Origin of the sequence: Paraburkholderia sp. Clong3 (assembly GCF_050436485.1) — a bacterium.
Taxonomy (GTDB): domain Bacteria; phylum Pseudomonadota; class Gammaproteobacteria; order Burkholderiales; family Burkholderiaceae; genus Paraburkholderia; species Paraburkholderia tuberum.
This window is the reverse complement of sequence record NZ_JBNDMH010000001.1, coordinates 284,401-300,732: the sequence shown is the minus strand read 5'-3', so window position 1 is coordinate 300,732 and position 16,332 is coordinate 284,401. Positions and strand designations below refer to the sequence as shown.

Annotated in this window: 14 protein-coding genes; 7 read left to right on the top strand and 7 right to left on the bottom strand. The window is 60.8% G+C overall.

All coding sequences use genetic code 11. The features are described 5' to 3' along the window. The first annotated feature begins 52 nt into the window (after positions 1-52). Positions 53-985 carry a hypothetical protein gene (locus OKW30_RS01520; protein ID WP_429290296.1) on the top strand — a complete coding sequence of 311 codons (933 nt, stop codon included), beginning with the start codon at positions 53-55 and terminating at the stop codon, positions 983-985. A gap of 62 nt (positions 986-1,047) precedes the next feature. Here the strand turns inward: OKW30_RS01520 and OKW30_RS01515 are convergent, their stop codons facing one another. Next, positions 1,048-1,632 carry a glutathione binding-like protein gene (locus tag OKW30_RS01515; RefSeq protein WP_184039470.1) on the bottom strand — a complete coding sequence of 195 codons (585 nt, stop codon included), beginning with the start codon at positions 1,630-1,632 and terminating at the stop codon, positions 1,048-1,050. Between the two features lie 295 nt (positions 1,633-1,927). On the opposite strand from OKW30_RS01515, the gene OKW30_RS01510 reads away from it, so the two are divergent. Further along, entirely contained in the window at positions 1,928-4,681 is a 2,754-nt protein-coding gene (locus OKW30_RS01510) for a UPF0182 family protein (RefSeq protein ID WP_429345783.1), read from the top strand. A 12-nt stretch (positions 4,682-4,693) separates the two neighbouring features. Here the strand turns inward: OKW30_RS01510 and OKW30_RS01505 are convergent, their stop codons facing one another. Both OKW30_RS01505 and OKW30_RS01500 read right to left on the bottom strand, forming a co-directional pair. Beyond that, the gene (locus OKW30_RS01505) at positions 4,694-5,215 is read right to left on the bottom strand and encodes a hypothetical protein (RefSeq protein ID WP_429345782.1); all 522 of its coding nucleotides are present in this window, start codon (positions 5,213-5,215) and stop codon (positions 4,694-4,696) included. 123 nt (positions 5,216-5,338) lie between these two features. Then, positions 5,339-5,761, bottom strand: a complete 423-nt coding sequence (locus OKW30_RS01500) for an ACT domain-containing protein (RefSeq protein ID WP_184044736.1) — start codon at positions 5,759-5,761, stop codon at positions 5,339-5,341. 163 nt (positions 5,762-5,924) lie between these two features. On the opposite strand from OKW30_RS01500, the gene OKW30_RS01495 reads away from it, so the two are divergent. From OKW30_RS01495 to OKW30_RS01485, 3 genes are all read left to right on the top strand, one after another. Further along, complete coding sequence (locus OKW30_RS01495; protein WP_084754273.1) at positions 5,925-6,134, top strand: hypothetical protein; 210 nt, start codon at positions 5,925-5,927, stop codon at positions 6,132-6,134. Positions 6,135-6,375: 241 nt separating this feature from the next. After that, complete coding sequence (locus OKW30_RS01490; protein ID WP_429345781.1) at positions 6,376-7,281, top strand: S1C family serine protease; 906 nt, start codon at positions 6,376-6,378, stop codon at positions 7,279-7,281. Positions 7,282-7,299: 18 nt separating this feature from the next. Beyond that, on the top strand, positions 7,300-7,968 hold the full coding sequence (locus OKW30_RS01485) for a response regulator transcription factor (protein ID WP_187630589.1): 669 nt from the start codon (positions 7,300-7,302) through the stop codon (positions 7,966-7,968). A 38-nt stretch (positions 7,969-8,006) separates the two neighbouring features. Here the strand turns inward: OKW30_RS01485 and OKW30_RS01480 are convergent, their stop codons facing one another. Beyond that, entirely contained in the window at positions 8,007-8,675 is a 669-nt protein-coding gene (locus tag OKW30_RS01480) for an FAD-dependent oxidoreductase (protein ID WP_429345780.1), read from the bottom strand. Positions 8,676-8,794: 119 nt separating this feature from the next. Here OKW30_RS01480 and OKW30_RS01475 point away from each other — a divergent pair, with 119 nt between their 5' ends. Together OKW30_RS01475 and OKW30_RS01470 are read left to right on the top strand one after the other, a co-directional pair. After that, on the top strand, positions 8,795-9,241 hold the full coding sequence (locus OKW30_RS01475; protein WP_429345779.1) for an AfsR/SARP family transcriptional regulator: 447 nt from the start codon (positions 8,795-8,797) through the stop codon (positions 9,239-9,241). Between the two features lie 146 nt (positions 9,242-9,387). Further along, the gene (locus tag OKW30_RS01470) at positions 9,388-10,701 is read left to right on the top strand and encodes a hypothetical protein (RefSeq protein WP_429345778.1); all 1,314 of its coding nucleotides are present in this window, start codon (positions 9,388-9,390) and stop codon (positions 10,699-10,701) included. Positions 10,702-11,413: 712 nt separating this feature from the next. Here OKW30_RS01470 and OKW30_RS01465 read toward each other — a convergent pair. The 3 genes from OKW30_RS01465 to OKW30_RS01455 all read right to left on the bottom strand — a co-directional run bounded on the left by OKW30_RS01465 (position 11,414) and on the right by OKW30_RS01455 (position 16,185). Next, positions 11,414-12,583 carry an IS91 family transposase gene (locus OKW30_RS01465; protein WP_429345668.1) on the bottom strand — a complete coding sequence of 390 codons (1,170 nt, stop codon included), beginning with the start codon at positions 12,581-12,583 and terminating at the stop codon, positions 11,414-11,416. Positions 12,584-12,606: 23 nt separating this feature from the next. Beyond that, on the bottom strand, positions 12,607-13,482 hold the full coding sequence (locus OKW30_RS01460; protein WP_184062687.1) for a tyrosine-type recombinase/integrase: 876 nt from the start codon (positions 13,480-13,482) through the stop codon (positions 12,607-12,609). 552 nt (positions 13,483-14,034) lie between these two features. Continuing rightward, a complete protein-coding gene (locus OKW30_RS01455; protein WP_429290301.1) occupies positions 14,035-16,185 on the bottom strand; it encodes a hypothetical protein in 2,151 nt (716 codons plus the stop codon). Positions 16,186-16,332: the final 147 nt, after the last annotated feature.

The window sequence follows — 16,332 nt, the reverse complement described above, 5'->3', positions numbered from 1 at the left end:
GAATCGACACTCAACGCTAGACCGCGTGGCGGTCCATATTGGGAGAACTTTCATGAACGCAATATTGCGGCTGTCCGATCGCGATCGCTACGCCCGATGCATTCGCGCTTCGAAGATGGTCAGTTGGGACATCGACCGTGACGTGATTGGAGGCCGTACCTTCGACATGTCCCAGAAGTATTTGCCGGACGGGCTCTCGCTGGTGCCGGATTTCATCATGCTCTCGGAGGCTGAGAAGCGGTTCGTCAGCCAGATTCAGGGGCGTACATACGCGAACGTGTTCGGGCTCGTCGAGCGCTTCATTAACGCCAAGGTGCTGGAAGTGAGCCGCGACTACTGGCTCGGCGATCAGGTGGCACTCGAAGCGCTCGTGCGTTTCAGCGACGAAGAGCTTAAACACCAGGCGCTGTTTCGCCGCATCGAAAAAATGATCGGCGAAACGCTGCCCGCGGGTTACCGCTTCGACGTCGATCCCGATGCGCTTGCCGCCGTGGTCCTCGGCAAGAGCACGTGGGCGGTGCTGGCCATGACGCTGCATATTGAACTCTTCTCGCAAATTCACTACCGCCAGAGCATTCATCCTGACGATCAGTTATCCGAGCTGTTCAAGGATGTATTTCTGTACCACTGGAAGGAAGAAAGTCAGCACGCCATTCTCGATGAGCTGGAATGGAAGCGGCACGACGCTACGCTGACAGATGCGGCGCGCGACAACGCGGTCAACGAGTTCATCGACCTGATGATTGCGATCGATGGCATTTTGCGCGGGCAGGCGACAGCGGACTCGCGGTATTTCATCGCGAACTGCGGGCGTGCCGTCGTCGAGGCAGAAGCCGTGTCGATCGAAGCGAATTTCCATCATGCCTACCGGTGGCAGTACCTCCATTCCGGTATGCATCACCCCCATTTCGCGGAAGTGCTCGATCGGCTCGTCTCCGAAGAGCAGGGGATGCGTATCCGCGCCGCACTCGCCACGCTGCATTGAGCGAGCCCGAACGCACACGAATCATCCAGCTAAAGGTGCGCGCGGCGAGGATCTGCGTTTCATCAGTCGAGTCCCTCGTGCTTCATGGCAAGCTGGACGGCCGGACGCGCGCGCATCAGTTCGGCAAAGTTTCGCAATTTCTCCGGCACTTCGATTCCTACCTTTTTGGCCCAGAGCAGCATCGTGAACAGATAGGCGTCCGCCACACTCGCTTCGCTGCCGAACAGGTATTCGCCCTTGAACATGGTGGCGATCAACTGGAAGCGTTGACCGAGCTTCTCGCGCGCTGCCGTTGCTTCAGCATCCGAAGTGGGCTTGAAAACACGGCTGAACTGTTTGTGGATTTCCGTCGAAATGAACGCGAGCATCTCGAGCAGGCGCAGGCTGCCGGTTTCGCTATTCGGCGCAAGGGCAGGCTTGCGCTGTGCGACCCACGAAAGAATCGCGATATTCTCGGTAAGCCGTTGACCATCATCCATTTCGAGGGTTGGGACGTAACTCTTTGGATTGATCCGATTGAACTGCTCCCCAGTCTCGGTCTCCTTGGACTTCAAGTCGACGCGAATCCTTTCGAAAGTGAGATCGGCCTCGTGCATTGCGATATGGTCGGCGAGGCTGCAGGCACCAGGCGAATAGTAGAGCTTCATGACAGGGGTCCCTTTTCGTGAGATGAACTGAACCGTTTCAACGCAGCAAAGGGCGTGCCGCCGCCGTCGACACCTGCAACGAGAGTTCGACGTCGAGCGTCGATTGCGATGGATGAACTTTGGCATAATTGCCGCATCGCTGCGCCGGGCACTGTCCGTTTTGACTCGCGCCACGTCCACAAGGGTCTTTCGTCATGGTTCGTGGAGCGGCTTCAGATAGCTTGAATTAATGTAGCCATCCGAACCCGGATCGCAATCGCAGCAGGGCACGGCGACGGCCAGCACAGGAGAGACCATGCGGTCGGAAGTGAAGTCCGGCGTGCGCCTGAGACGTTATGCAATCGCGGTGACGGCCGTCATCGTTGGCCTGCTTGTCGTCGGACGCATCACCGGCATCCTGGTCAACTGGCTCTGGTTCTCTTCGATCGGCTATGGTGGCGTTTTCTGGACCATCCTCTGCGCGAGAGCGCTGCTGTTTGCCGCGGTGTTCGCAGTCTCGGCGTGCGCGATATGGCTGTCCGGGATTTTGGCGCATCGTTACGCGAGGCGCGTCGATGTCTTGCGAGCGCAATCTGTTGATCGATCGGGTCCGACGGAAGTTGCCGTTGAACTGTCTGAACTGATCGCGCCGCACGTTCCCTGGCGCTCCAGTATTGCCTGCGCCGCGGTCGTCCTGGGGTTGGTTATTGCCGCTAGCGAAGTCTCGAACTGGGACCTCGCGCTTCGCTTCATTTATCAGGTCCCTGTTGGCGAACGCGATCCGATCTTTGACAGGGATATCGGCTTTTATCTGTTCTCGCTCCCCGCGTATGTCGCACTCAAGAACTGGCTGCTGCAGCTAATCTTCTGGAGCGCGATCGTGGCAGGTGCTGTCTACGGGTTGCGCGGTGACATCGCGCTGGAGCGGCCACCACGCACGCTCTCGGCCGCCCCCCTCACTCATGGTTCGGCACTGCTCGGTTTGTTCTTTGCGGTGAAGGCCTGGTCGTGGTGGCTCGACCGCTTTCTGCTGCTCTATGGCGACAACGGCGTCGTGGTCGGCGCCAGCTATACCGATGTGCACGTCGAGTTGCCGGTCCTGTGGATGCTTGTCGGCCTTGCCGCGGCCTCATCCGTTGCCCTTTGGATCAACATGCGCCGACGGAGCCATCTGCAACCCGTCGTTCTCGCGCTGCTCGTATTCGGCAGTTCGTTTGTATTCGCTGTGATCTATCCGTCGCTGTTTCAGCGCTTCTATGTCAAACCGAGCGAGCTGAAACTGGAAACACCCTATATCGAGCACACTATCGCGCTAACGCGACAGGCTTACGGCCTCGCAAAGATCGAGGTTAAACCGTTTGAGGCCGAGCAGGGACTGACTCTCGACTCGCTGCAGGCCAATCGGGCGACCATCGACAACATCCGGCTATGGGATGTGCAACCGCTGATGGATACCTATGCACAGTTGCAGGAGATCAGGACTTACTACAAATTTATTTCGGTGGACATCGACCGCTATCAGCTTGACGCCGGATACAGACAGGTAATGCTGTCGGCGCGTGAACTGGAACCGGCGATGCTTCCGACCAACGCCCAAACCTGGGTGAACCTGCGCCTTATCTTTACTCACGGCATCGGCGTCGTGATGTCGCCAGTCACCGAGAAATCCACCGAGGGCTTACCGTTTTTCTATCTGCGCGATATTCCGCCAGTCTCCAACGGCGGCCCGGCCATTCGCGAACCACGTCTTTATTTCAGCGAAGGCCGCCAGGACTACGTCATCGTGAATGGCAACGTAGCTGAGTTCGACTATCCCCAACGGCCGACTAATGCCTACACGACATATAGCGGGCGCGATGGCGTCAGCATCGGCAGTGTGGCACGCCGGAGTCTGTTCGCCTGGCAGCTCGACGATCCGAACATCCTGCTGAGCGGCTATATCACAGACAAGAGCCGGATCCTGCTTCATCGCAACATTCAGGACCGCGTGCGTACGATCGCGCCATTCCTGACTCTCGATCATGACCCCTATGTCGTCGCAAGCAATGGGCGCCTGTTCTGGATCCAGGACGCCTACACCGTCAGCCAGTGGTTTCCTTACTCCCGGCCGGGTTTCGGCGACGGCGCCAATTACATCCGAAACGCCGTCAAGGTCGTGGTCGATGCATATAACGGCACGGTCGATTTCTACGTCAGCGATCCCGCCGATCCGCTCCTGCGCACATACGAGCGCATCTTCCCGGGTTCGTTCAAGCCTTTGGACGCGATGCCACCGGAGCTGCGAAAGCATATCCGCTATCCCGAAGATCTGTTCCTGATCCAGGCGCAGCTCTACCGCGCTTATCATATGGATGCGCCGGAGATCTTCTACAACCGCGAGGATCTGTGGCAGTTTCCCCGGGAGCTGGTCGGAATGGATGGCGGAAGCACCGCCAGCACGATGCCGCCGTATTACACGATCATGCGACTCCCCGGCGACGCACGCGCCGAGTTCATCCTCATGCTGCCGATGGTGCCGAGCCAGCGGGAGAACATGATTGCCTGGCTGGCGGCGCGTTGCGATCCGCCCGGGTACGGCAAGCTCGTCGTGTACACCTTTCCCAAGGACAAGCTGATCTATGGGCCGTTTCAGATCGAAGCGCGGATTCAGCAGAATACCGAGATCTCGCAGCAGATCTCGTTGTGGAACCAGATGGGCTCACGCGTCATTCGCGGTCATCTCGTGGTCGTGCCGATCGAGAACTCGATCCTCTACGTTTCGCCGCTCTATTTGCGCGCGGCGTCCGGTCAGTTGCCGGAGTTGAAGCGGGTGATTGCCGCCTATGGGGACCGTGTGGTGATGGAGAACACTCTGGATGAGGCGCTGGCGGCGCTTTTCAGTGAGACCGCACAAGCGGCATCGCCAGCCCGAGGCACCGTGGACGCTCGCGCGAGAGAGGCACTTGTCCACTATGACCGCGCCATCGAGCGACTGAAGGCGGGAGACTGGAGTGGCTTCGGCGCGGAACTGGATGCCCTCCGGCCGTTGCTCGAGGCACTCGGCGCTGGCCGTTCCGATGATCGGAAGTGACCAACGGGACGATCAATGCGGCTCGCCGAGGCAAGCGTCGGCAACATCGACGATCGGCTCGCTGTCGGCGTGAGCTCGAGGAAACCGGTCAACGCACTTGATCTGAACGTAGGTCCACCACGTTCCCGGTGGATCGTGACCCAGCCACAACACAGTGGCTGCGACCTTGGTTCGCAGCCCCCATTGGCGCCAGTCAGCACCTGTTGGCGAAAAGTTTCCGTGAATGTCCTTGTACAGGTTACGGTCCAACCCGTATCGCTTCAGATAGGGCGGGTTGATGCGCTCGTCGGGCGTAGCCGGCTCGCCGCGCGCGATGTCCGCTTGCGCCAGGGTCGCGTCCCGGCGGAAATCGCTCACGGCACGGCCGACCACCGACAGCTCGAACAGCAATGCCCCGCCAACTGCCATGCAAGTCGCGGTAATGCAAAGCGAGAGCGCCCAAAGCACCCGCCTTCGGGTCGTCGGTGTCTTCATCACTGTCGACCTCCTACCGGCATCGGGATTCGCCGCCATGCCCGGCGCTTCGTTCGCCATTCAAATGGCCGCTCGGCTTTGTCGCAACGGATTTGAGATGGTCGACGGCAGTCGCGTCAGACAGAGCGGCCCCCTTGCCTCGTCAGCAAGAGCCAAGCCGGTTCGCGGTCCGGTACGGGTACTTCAGGCCCTTTGTAGAAGGTCAATCGCCTTTTCGGCATCGTCCAACGAGTCGACCGCGAGATACGCAATGAACTGCGTGCCAAGTACAGCGGCCGAGACGCCGCGAAGGTTGATCCCCCCATCCGCCAACATCTGGGTCAATTGCGCGATGATGCCCAACTGGTCCAGACCCATTACACGGACGGAGTGAAGGCTCGGGGTGACGCTGAACCCCGCCTGTGTGGCGGCACGGATCGCACTTTCTCCCTGTAGCGGAGCGACAAACACGACTCCCTTACCCGCTGCCTCTGGCGTTCGACGTGCCACGACGAACTGCAAGTCGACACCAGCATCCCGCAAGACGCTTAAGACCTTCGCAAGGCCTCCCGGTTTATCGTCGATGGTAGCTGCCCAAACCTCGACCCGTTCCACGCTCAGTTCCATGGCCGTCCCTCCCGGCTCGAACCTCATTAGAAAAATCTACTTCACGAACGCCATGCCGGCAAGGACTGTCGGACTACGCGCCGGTCGGCGATCCGTGTCCAACTTGCTGCTACTGAGCATCTGTATCAAGATCAAGTCGCCTCATCACAGACAGGCGACTCTCATGACAGACGATCCCGATGGCGATCCTGCTACCGATCCCGACAAACTGAAAGGCCCAGGCGGCATGAGTTTGAGGCAGATCCACGAACAGGTGCAGAAGTCCGTCCAGCGCGACTGCGAAGCGCAGACTGCGCGCCACGCGCCCGCTCCACCGCAAAGCCGGTGGCAGCGGTGGGTTCGCTATGTATGGGGCCGTAGCGGGCGGCGCTAACCGCAGTGTGATCAGGGACGTGCTGGTCGCAGACCAGACTCGTTGCATCGTGAAGTCCGCATTGCATCTACCCGGCTACCCATTTGGGTGGTGTGCGCCCCCCGTCGTTCTGTCATTGTGAACCCGTCGTCATAACGCTAGCTGGACAGGCGAGCAAACGTCGACGCGAAGCACTGGCAGGTCGCACGCAATTGACAGGGGGCTTGAAATGGAAACCACATCCTCGAGCGGAAATCCTTTGATGGATCTCTCGGACAATCTGGCAGACATCGTCGCGCGAGTCGGGCGCAGTGTCGTCGCAGTACACGGCCGACATCGCATGCCGTCGAGTGGCGTAATCTGGCGACGTGGCGTCGTCGTGACGGCTGCACACACGCTCAGGCGTGAGGACGGCATCGAAGTCACATTGACCGACGGCCGTACGGTCGCCGCAGTCCTCGCGGGCCTGGATCTGGGGTCCGACGTCGGCGTGCTGAAACTGGACGGCGTGGACCTCGACCCGATCGATTCTGGCGACGCCCACTCACTGAAGCCGGGTCATCTTGCGCTCGCCGTCGCACGTGCGGACGATTCCGGCGTCAGCGCTGATTTTGGCGTGATCGGCAGCATAGGTGGTCCCTGGCGCACATGGAAAGGCGGACAACTCGATGCGTTCGTGCGACTGGACGGCGGTCTGCGCCCGGGTTTCTCCGGGGCGGCCCTCGCGGACATGCGCGGGCAGGTCATCGGCATCTGCACCTCGGCACTGATGCGCGGCGCCGGCGTCGTGATTCCGGGGATGACCGTGGAGCGTGTCACCGATGAACTGTTGGCTAAAGGGCGCGTCTCGCGGGGCTACCTTGGTGTCGGCACGCAGCGGGTCGGCCTGCTGGACGCCTGGGTCAATAAAATGAACCTGTCGTTCAGCAGTGGATTGCTGATCAATTCGCTTGCGCCGGGCGGCCCTGCGGAGCAGGCGGGCGTGCTGATAGGCGATGTACTGATCGAACTGGACGGCAAGCCTTGCCGCGACATGGGTGACGTAAGTGCGGCGCTGGGCTCCGCAAGCATTGGGCAGCAGTTGCACATCGCCTTGATCCGAGGCGGCGAACGCCACGCGTGTTCGGTAACGGTGGGCGAACGGCCCCAACGGAATTCGTGCAGGTGACGTCCGGGAAGCGACCAAATGTCGGATGGACAGACGATACGGAGGGCGCCTTTACGGGTCGTGGTGATTGCGGCATCGTGGCAAGAGCGCGCAAGCCTGCAAGCGCTTGTCGAGGCGAACCCGGCACTTGAGTTCCTGGGTAGCGCGCCCGACGCCGAAAAGCTCGTCGATTGCCTCGCCGGATCGGTGCCGGATGTGGTCGTCACCGACATCGCGCCGGAGGCGAGCGATGCGCTCAAGACGCTACTCGAACTCTCGCCCGCGTCACCGTCGCTCGTCCTGTTGAGCGACGACCCGGACAGCGACTGGATCTTCGATGCGTTGCCGGCCGATGCGGTGGCTATCCTGCCGCGCAACGCGATGCCAGCTGAAATCGTCGTGTCCATCGAAGCCGTCGCCGCAGGCCTTTGCGTGCTGACGCCCGACATCCTCGCAAGGCTGCTGGCCGAAACAAGCCCGTCGCGCCAGAAGGGATCCGGCGAACCATTCGAAGCCTTGACGTTGCGAGAGATCGAAGTGCTGGCGATGCTCGCCGACGGACTCGGCAACAAGGAGATCGCGCGGCACCTCGACATCTCGGACAACACGGTGAAATTCCACCTCTCGTCAATCTTCGGCAAACTCGGTGCGACCAACCGCACCGAAGCGGTGATGCTCGGCATGCGGCACGGATTCATCATGGTGTAGACAAGCTCGCGTTTCTCTACCCACGACACCAGACGACGTCATGCTCGAACGTTTTCCACCAACGTCGGCCGACGTCGATAGGTCCGGGTGGTGTAGCCGATGCCGACCTCGACCTTCTCGCTGACGGGAGGTCGGTAGCCGAGCTCTTCGAGCCACATCGCGCTGGACGAGCCGCGTCCAGTCGCATCGACGACAAGGTCCGCGCCGACGGTCTCTTCGGGCCTGCCTTCGGCACGTATGCGCACACCTGTCACGCGCTCGCGGGCAGAGTTGCTGGCGAGCCCTCGCACTGCGCAATTCTCGATGGCGCGCACGTTCGGCAGTTCCAGGAGCCGCCGTCGCAGATGGCCTTCGAGCACGGGACGGCTCGCAAGCAGACCGGTCAGGTCGCTCTTGCCATTGGCAAGCGTGACGTTGCGTCCGATCCAGAGCAGATCGTCAGCGACATCGCCGAGCAACCCGCCGCTCTCCGCGACGACCTCACTGTTATATCCGGGAAAGAATTCATCGAGCACCGCGCTGCCGCGGGCAAGAAGCCCATGAGTGTGACGACCCTGCGGGACGCCTTTGCGCCAGGTGTCCGCTGCCGGAAACGCATCGCGTTCGAGCACGGTCACGGTGGAATAGAAATCCGATAGCGCGCGTGCGGCCAGCAGCCCACCCATTCCGGCGCCTATCACGATCGCATGCTTACCCAGGTTCTTCATGGCAAAGCCTCCAGTGCGATCCGCCGCAATGAGTGCAGCGATGATCGTCTGCCGTGCATGGTAGGATCGACGCGTCCCCTGAGCGTCCCCTGGACGCCGTCATGGAGGGTCGCACTACGATGGCTCTATTCAGCGTGCGGACGCTTGGTTTTCCGGAGATCCGTCGGGACGACCAGCCGTGTCCGATAGGCTTGCGCAAAGGTCTGGCCCTGCTGGTCTATCTGGCGGAAGCGAAGGGCCCAGTCGGGCGCGACGTCGTCGCGACCATGTTGTGGCCGGATAGTGGCGAAGATGTCGTTCGCGTTCGGCTGCGGCGCCTCATGTACCGCCTCCAGCTCACGCTGGGCGACGACGTCCTGACCACCGACCGGTCGACGCTTCGATGGTCATCAGCGACCAACCTGCAAATTGATTCGCAACTGGCCGGCATCTTGCCAGCCACATCGCACAGGCGCGATACGTCGAACTCGACGGCGTCGATCACTGGGTTTTCGCGGGCGACCAGAGAGCCGTCCTCGCCAGCGTCAGACAATTTGTCGGCAGTCTCGCCGCATGACTGGAAATAAACATGCTGGGGTTGCCGCAATGCGTCGAGCCTCATCACGCGCGACCTCATGGATACCGCGCACGATTTTGCCAACCGGCGTTTGCGGGCAGCGCCGATCCTTTATCGCACCGCCCGACCACGTACGGCCTGCAGGAGGCACCCGGAATGGCTCATGACTGGATCACCAAGCCGCAGCTCGATCAGTTCAAGGGACTGCAACGACTGTATGCCAGCAACCAGGATTTCGATTTCGGCTGGTGGTGTGCATATTTCTGGAAGGAAGCGCGTGCGTCGGGCGGCCGGCTCGATCCGGGTGACGAGAAACTCAAGGCGTTGTTTGTCAGGGTCTATCGCGATCCGACACTGCCGACAATGAACTTCGTTCAGCGCAAGACGGCCGGCGCGACCATCGTGGTCCAGCAGGCCGCATCCTGGCCCGACACCGACGCCGACAAGCGGGCGGTCCTGGAACTCGCCCTCGAGATCGGCTTCAAAGACATGCCGGGCGGCCTGGCAACCGGGGGCATTGCGCGCGGCCTCGAGGTGCGGCGCTACTTCCGCAACAAGCTGCGGCTGAGGACGGCGGGCGGTGGCCGCCTAATCCTACCGATCGGATGCCGCGGCGAAGGGCGCGACTTCGCGACGGTCAGGGAGCACGGTGGCGCGCTCAACCGAGTCGATCTCGGCCTCAACAACATGGGACAGCCGTGGCATCCATTCAGCCAGGCACCGCACAAGGACCGGATGTACTTTCGGGGCGCGTCGGGTGACAACTGCCTGTTCTCGGTGCTGAGCGTCGCCGAGACCATGAAGCTTTCGGTCGGTTTTCCGCTGATCGAGGACGAGCAGATCTTCAAATTCCCGTCTGCTCTGATCATGCACTGGACTCGAAGCCAACTGGAACAGGCACGCGCTAACGACGTGTTGCTGGCCCGCGTCACCTGCACGGTCAACGGCACGCAGCGCACCGGCGTGTTCCTGGCCACGCAGTCGTATGCCTATTCATTCAAGGTGCTAGGCGACGCGGTGCACACCCAGGACTTTCTCGAAAACGAAATGGGCGGCGTGCAGGACCAGTGCATCGAGCGCGGCGTGCGCGAGGTGGCACTGCAAGATTTTCTGTTCGGTCTGAAGCTGCGCCGGATTCATCTCGGCCCGACGCGCGGACATGGCGTGATCGCCTTTATCGAACAGGTGCGCTACCAGATGGGCGGCGACTGGCACGAGAACGTCGAGCGCGCTCTGTATGCCCAGGGTCATTTCGACAGTGACAGGCAGGCTGCCGATGCCGTGCTTGATCCGCTCGAAGCGCAGATACAGGTCGGGCGCATCGAAGGCGAACGTCTGGTTGACGGCAACGCGGTCCAGATCCAGTCGATCGACCAGTGGGCGCTCAGCTACGAGCAGTTCCGCCAGGTAATCGACGAGCCACGCAATCAGCATTTCGGCCAACCCGTGTACTTCGGCGCGACGAGCTGACGTCGAAGATGTCGGTTCGCCTTGCGAGCCGCCCAGACCGTGCCGCGGTACATCGCGGATGTACCGCAACGCGAAGATCACTCGCCGGGCACGCAGCACCTTGCTGATCCCACCTTGCGCTCGCAGATTCTCGACCGAAGAAATGTCTGCGAATACTGAAAGACCCGCGTTGGGATCGACGTACACGTTCGCTTTTCACCGCGCTACCTATTGCGCGGGCGTTGTATGTGGGGTTGTGCTAACCATAGACCACGCTGTGGCAGAAGCCGGCTCAGTTTCTGCCGCTCGACCGCATTTTCGAGCGCTCATTCGAACGACTGCTCCACTTCGTGACCCGCCGGATACTCAACGCGGACTCCTCTTGAGGTTTGTTCGATGCCTGCCCATGTCCGTGGACTCGGGGTGCGCGCCGGCGCGTGCGGGCAGGCGTTGAATAAACCTGAAGGGAGGAAACCGCGGAGTGCTCTGATGCAATGGAGTCTTCGGGGCTATGGCGATTGATTGCCCGGGATGGCGAGCGGTGTTGCGGGATGCGTGGTCAGGCGGGAGGCCGGTTGAGGGCTGAGGTTGTGCCGAAGCGGTGCAGTGGCGCCATCGTGATGGCGGAACGGACGTGCAAGGGCCTGTGCGAAGCGACAGACGCAAAGGTCTGCTCGTGGGCCGCGTTGCCGCAAAGCCGAGGGTCGGGTTGTTCGTCCTGGAACAGTGGCGCTCATATCTCGCCCCGGCGCGTGGGTGGTGCGCGGATCGGTGCAATGCGCGCAAGGATATCGATGACGATCATCGGCGCGCCGCAGTGCCGGCAGATGAAGGCGGGGCGCGTTTCGATGACGGTTTCGTGAGCTGATGTGTTGACGTCGGTCGCGACGTGCAGCAGTTCGCGGACCTTCGCGAGACTGGCGCGGCGCACCGGGTTGGCGAGCAGTCCGTAGTGACGGATACGATGGAAGCCACCGGGCAGCACATGGAGCAGGAAGCGGCGCATGAACTCGCCGGCTTCGAGGGTCATGGTCTTGTAGCGGGTGTGCCCCTTCGCACGGTAGTCCTTCCAGCGGAAGGTCACGCCGCGTTCATCGAATGCAAGCAGGCGCTGGCTGGAGATCGCGACGCGGTGCGTATAGCGCGACAGGTACGCGAGCACTGCTTCGGGTCCTGCAAAGGGACGCTTTGCGTAGACGACCCATTCGCAGGCACGCAGCGGCGCAAGCCACACGTCAAAGACAGCTGGGTCGGCAAGTTCAGCGTACTGGCCGAAGAACTGCAGGTGGCCGTGCCGGTGCGCGTCCGTGAGCGCTTCGAGCAAGCGCCTGCGGAACAGGCGCGATAGCACACGTACCGGCAGGAAGAAGCCGGGCCGGCATCCGATCCACCGCTGACCATCGGGCGACAGCCCACCACCGGGGACGATACCGTGTACGTGCGGATGATGCGTGAGTGCCGAGCCCCAGGTGTGCAGCACGAGCGTCGCGCCGATCTGGGCGCCGAGGTGCTTCGGATCAGCGGCAATGGTGCGTAGCGTTTCGGCGGCGATATCGAACAGCAGCCCGTAGATGACGGCCTTGTTGTACCAGGCGATGGCACTGATGGGCGCGGGCAGCGTGAAGACGACATGGTAGTACCCGACCGGAAGCAGATCGGCCTGGCGTGCCTGGAGCCAGCGATGCGCAGCACTGCCCTGGCACTTCGGGCAATGACGGTTGCGGCAGGAGTTGTAGGCAACCTCGATGCGGTCGCAGCCGGCGCAGCGCAGCACATGCCCCCCGAGTGCCGCACTGCGGCACTGTTCGATGGCCGACATGACCTTCAGCTGCCCCAGGCTCAGCGCTACCGTGCGCCGCCACGCCGGCCCGCAGGCGCGGAAGATATCCGCGACCTCCAGCACGGGGTGCTCCGCGTGCGGCCGGGCTAGCCGGCGGGCAGGCGGTCCAGCGGACTGACCACCTTGCGCAGGAGGTCAGTGGCAACCTGGGTATAGAGCGTGGTGGTCTCGATCTGCCTGTGTCCAAGGAGCACCTGGATCACGCGGATATCCTCCTTCTGTTCCAGCAGGTGCGTGGCAAAGGAATGCCTCAGCGTGTGCATGGATACGCGCTTGTCGATGTTTGCGGTCTCGGCGGCCGCATGGATGGCGCGGGTCAGTTGCCGCGTGCTGAGCGGGTCGATCGGATCGAGGCCCGGAAAGAGCCACCCGCCATCGAGCATGCAGCCCTGGGCACGGGCAACGCGCCACCAGACGCGCAGACGTTCGAGCAGGACCGGCGAGAGCATCGCGTAGCGGTCACGGCGGCCCTTGCCCTGCTCGATGCGCAGGGTCATGCGCTGGCTGTCGATGTCGCTGACCCTGAGGGCGACCACTTCGCTCGCACGCAGCCCGGCGCCATAGGCGACCGACAGCGCGGTCTGATGCTTGAGGTTTCCGGCTGCCGCGATGAGCCGGCGCACCTCCTCGGGGCTGAGCACAACCGGGAGCGTGCGAGGCACGCGTACCGGCTGCATCCGCGCCATCAGCTCAGGCCGGCCGAGCGTGACTTCGAAGAAGAACTTCAGACCGCTGATCGCGGCGTTCAGCGACACCGGCGACGCGCCGTGATCGACCAGATGCAGCTGGTAGTCCCGGAGGTCCTCGACAGTGGCGGTATCGGGTAAACGCCCGAGGTATCGGGCGAACTGACGTACGGCACGTAGGTAGGCGGCCTGGGTCTTGGGTGCGAACTTGCGCATGCGCAAGTCCTCAAGCATACGGCGGCGCAGCGGGCTGATGCCCGGATCGGAGGAGGTCATGATGGGGCTCCTGCTGGAGGACGAGGCGGATTGCCTCAACCACCAACATAAGCGCCGGCGCCACTGGCCTCCCATTCGCCGCCAGAGACGGGCCGCAGCCCCCTACCGCGCGAGCGGTTTAGTCCCTTCGGCCATTGCCGACCTCGGGGCGGGCTGGATTCTACGTCGGCAATGTGATTGATTGCCGACGGTAGCGGCGTCGAGCAGCCGGGCGACAGCTTCCGGCATCGCGAACTCACACTCCCGACCCACTGCAGCCGGTCGAACCGCTCGGACCATTGACCGCTTTCGAGTAACGAACAGTCCTTCGTCGGGCTTTGGGCTGCCCGAACTGCATCTGGAAGTCGGCCGGACGACATCAATATTTCAGGCAGATTCTGATGAGTCGTCTGCGAATGATTCACTAACAGGCACAGCACTCCCTTTTGTGTGAGAGGAAAGTTGAACACCAGATTACACATCAGGAAAATTCGACCATGGGAAGCTTTTCAGATAATAAACTTCCTTGCAGGGCAACGCCGGCCCTTACAAAGGCCGGCGCACTTCACAGGATCAATTCGAACCGGCGTACTTCAGAGTCCAGGTGAACGTACGATTACTGCCCGCGTTGAGTGCGAAGGGGCGCGTCGTACAGGCGAAATTCGAATGCAACTGCCCGATCGGAGTGGTCGACAACGGATTGGTGACCCCGCCCGCCATCTCGAAGTTAGACAGGACACAACTGTCAAAACCCGTAGTGCCATAGCTGGTCGCATTACTATTGGAGTAGCTAACCGAGAAACCATCGCTACTCGCTGTGGCGTGCTGGAAATCTGCAAAAGACGTGAAGTCCGTCTCGACCGCGATGTTGCCGGTCAACGTTCCAGAATTCAGCGTATCGGCTCGCGTCAGTGTGCCTTGACCAAACGTTAGGACCGTGTGGACCTGCAGGTCGATATCCGTGGCATAGGTTGCATTCTTAACGGCCTGCCGGAACTTGGTCGTGTCGAAAGAGACGACCACCTGGCCGTTATTTTCCTGAACGTTCAGGTTCTTATAGTACGTGACCGGAATGTAGGTTTTCCCGTTATAGGAAACTTGCGGAATCAGCAACGCATACCCCAGATCCGTTGTGCCATAAATCAGGTTGTCGGAGAACGGCGTCGGGTAATAGGGCGTGTACGAATTGTAGTCGGGTGCCTGGCTCAGGTTGAGATTGATGACGCGCTTGCCGTCGCGCACCGTGATGAGCGCTGCGCTGTAAGGGTGAGCCGTATCCGTGGGCAGGTTGTACCAGGTGAGCGTGTAATGCGGCCTCGCATCCAGCCAGGCTTGCAGGTCGGAATCAGCCATGGGTGCATTGCCGCCAAAACCCAGTTTGTTCCACCAGGCATTCACATACATGTACTGGTGTAAAAGGCTGAAATTCTCGCCCATCACACGAGGTTTGCCGCGATACGAATCGGTCCCACGGCCTTTGACCCACATATTCACGGACGGAGTGGGCAGGGCCGGGTCGTACCAGAACGTGTCAAAGCGGTAAGCCGCCTTATAGATGAACGAATAGGCGACCTGCATTTCCTGCGCGGTCAACACGCCTGCATTGGCCGCCGCGGTCAGAATTTCCATGAAGGCTGTGTCGCCGTATGGGCCGATGGAGCGGCCATAGTTGAAACCCTGCCCGTCTGCGTTGAGTTGGGGAAGAATCAGATCGACTGACTTGCGCAGATAGGATTTCAATTCAGGTGTTAGATTGGCCTCATTGCCCATTTCGAACGTTCGCTCAACGACTTCGCCAATGAGCAGCGTGCTGTATCGATCGAAGCGTGCCCGATCATAATAGGTGGTATGGGTATTCGAGGCCTCGTCGGAAAAACCACCGGACGAGTCTTTTCTAATGTGATTCGTGAGTGTGTACAGAAGCGCGTCCCGCGCGCCCATCGATGCCACAGCCGGGTCGGTGGCGGAAGAGAAAGTCGGATTGCTCCACCCGAGTTTCTGTCTCAGCCCCGCAATGCCGTAAGAAACCGCATAGTAATTCTGCGCGGTATTAAGCGATGCAACGTCGATCGGCACACCTGTGGCGGGGCACGTATTCTTCGTGCCGCTTGCATCCGCGCCGAACATATCGCAGAAGGTCAGGCGATTCTGCAGCGTAGCCAGCATGGCGTCGCTGAAGACCTCGTTGAGCATACCGTGCGCCTTGAAATTATTGAGCGCAACGAGGTAGTAGTACTCACCCCATGACGTATTTGCGTACGTGTAACTGGCGCCGCTCGTCTGCGCCATCATCGCGGTCGTTATCTTTTGATACGTCGCGAGGTAATCCGCGTATTTCGGATCCCCTTTCGCCTTCATATCGATCAGTATGTACGACAGACCGAGCGCCAGTTTGCCAGGCAGGAATTTATCGCCCGTGTTGGTATCGAGCACGTGCACCGGGCTGCCGTCGCCCAAGTCCATGACCACTTGCGTGAAATCAGGTGCCTTCCTGATGAGGTCAAAAAGCGCTCTCATCTGTCCCATCATGGTGATGGGCACCCCTGCGCCTGAAGGGACGCTCGTATCCGTCGCTCCATAGACAATTCCATGAAGAGACACTGTAGCTGCAGAAGAAACTGGATTTTTCAGACCATCATTCCCGCCGCCTCCGCAGGCACTAACGAGAAGAAGCGTCAGTGTACTGAACGCAAAAATAACGGATGATTTTCGTGATGAACGCATTTTTGTCTCCTGATTGTAAGTGGATCGACGCCGAAATTAGCAATTTCACAAACGTGTCTGGCTATTCGTTCTCTTGGGTTTGCAACTGAGCACCAGCTCGACGGAAGTCAGAAAAACCCTACGAAAATCCGCTCACGTCGTTTCAGT

Coding starts and splice junctions, on each gene's coding strand:
- OKW30_RS01520 (WP_429290296.1), top strand. CDS start 53: ATGAACGCAATATTGCGGCTGTCCGATCGCGATCGCTACGCCCGATGC.
- OKW30_RS01515 (WP_184039470.1), bottom strand. CDS start 1,632: ATGAAGCTCTACTATTCGCCTGGTGCCTGCAGCCTCGCCGACCATATC.
- OKW30_RS01510 (WP_429345783.1), top strand. CDS start 1,928: ATGCGGTCGGAAGTGAAGTCCGGCGTGCGCCTGAGACGTTATGCAATC.
- OKW30_RS01505 (WP_429345782.1), bottom strand. CDS start 5,215: ATGGCGAACGAAGCGCCGGGCATGGCGGCGAATCCCGATGCCGGTAGG.
- OKW30_RS01500 (WP_184044736.1), bottom strand. CDS start 5,761: ATGGAACTGAGCGTGGAACGGGTCGAGGTTTGGGCAGCTACCATCGAC.
- OKW30_RS01495 (WP_084754273.1), top strand. CDS start 5,925: ATGACAGACGATCCCGATGGCGATCCTGCTACCGATCCCGACAAACTG.
- OKW30_RS01490 (WP_429345781.1), top strand. CDS start 6,376: ATGGATCTCTCGGACAATCTGGCAGACATCGTCGCGCGAGTCGGGCGC.
- OKW30_RS01485 (WP_187630589.1), top strand. CDS start 7,300: ATGTCGGATGGACAGACGATACGGAGGGCGCCTTTACGGGTCGTGGTG.
- OKW30_RS01480 (WP_429345780.1), bottom strand. CDS start 8,675: ATGAAGAACCTGGGTAAGCATGCGATCGTGATAGGCGCCGGAATGGGT.
- OKW30_RS01475 (WP_429345779.1), top strand. CDS start 8,795: ATGGCTCTATTCAGCGTGCGGACGCTTGGTTTTCCGGAGATCCGTCGG.
- OKW30_RS01470 (WP_429345778.1), top strand. CDS start 9,388: ATGGCTCATGACTGGATCACCAAGCCGCAGCTCGATCAGTTCAAGGGA.
- OKW30_RS01460 (WP_184062687.1), bottom strand. CDS start 13,482: ATGACCTCCTCCGATCCGGGCATCAGCCCGCTGCGCCGCCGTATGCTT.
- OKW30_RS01455 (WP_429290301.1), bottom strand. CDS start 16,185: ATGCGTTCATCACGAAAATCATCCGTTATTTTTGCGTTCAGTACACTG.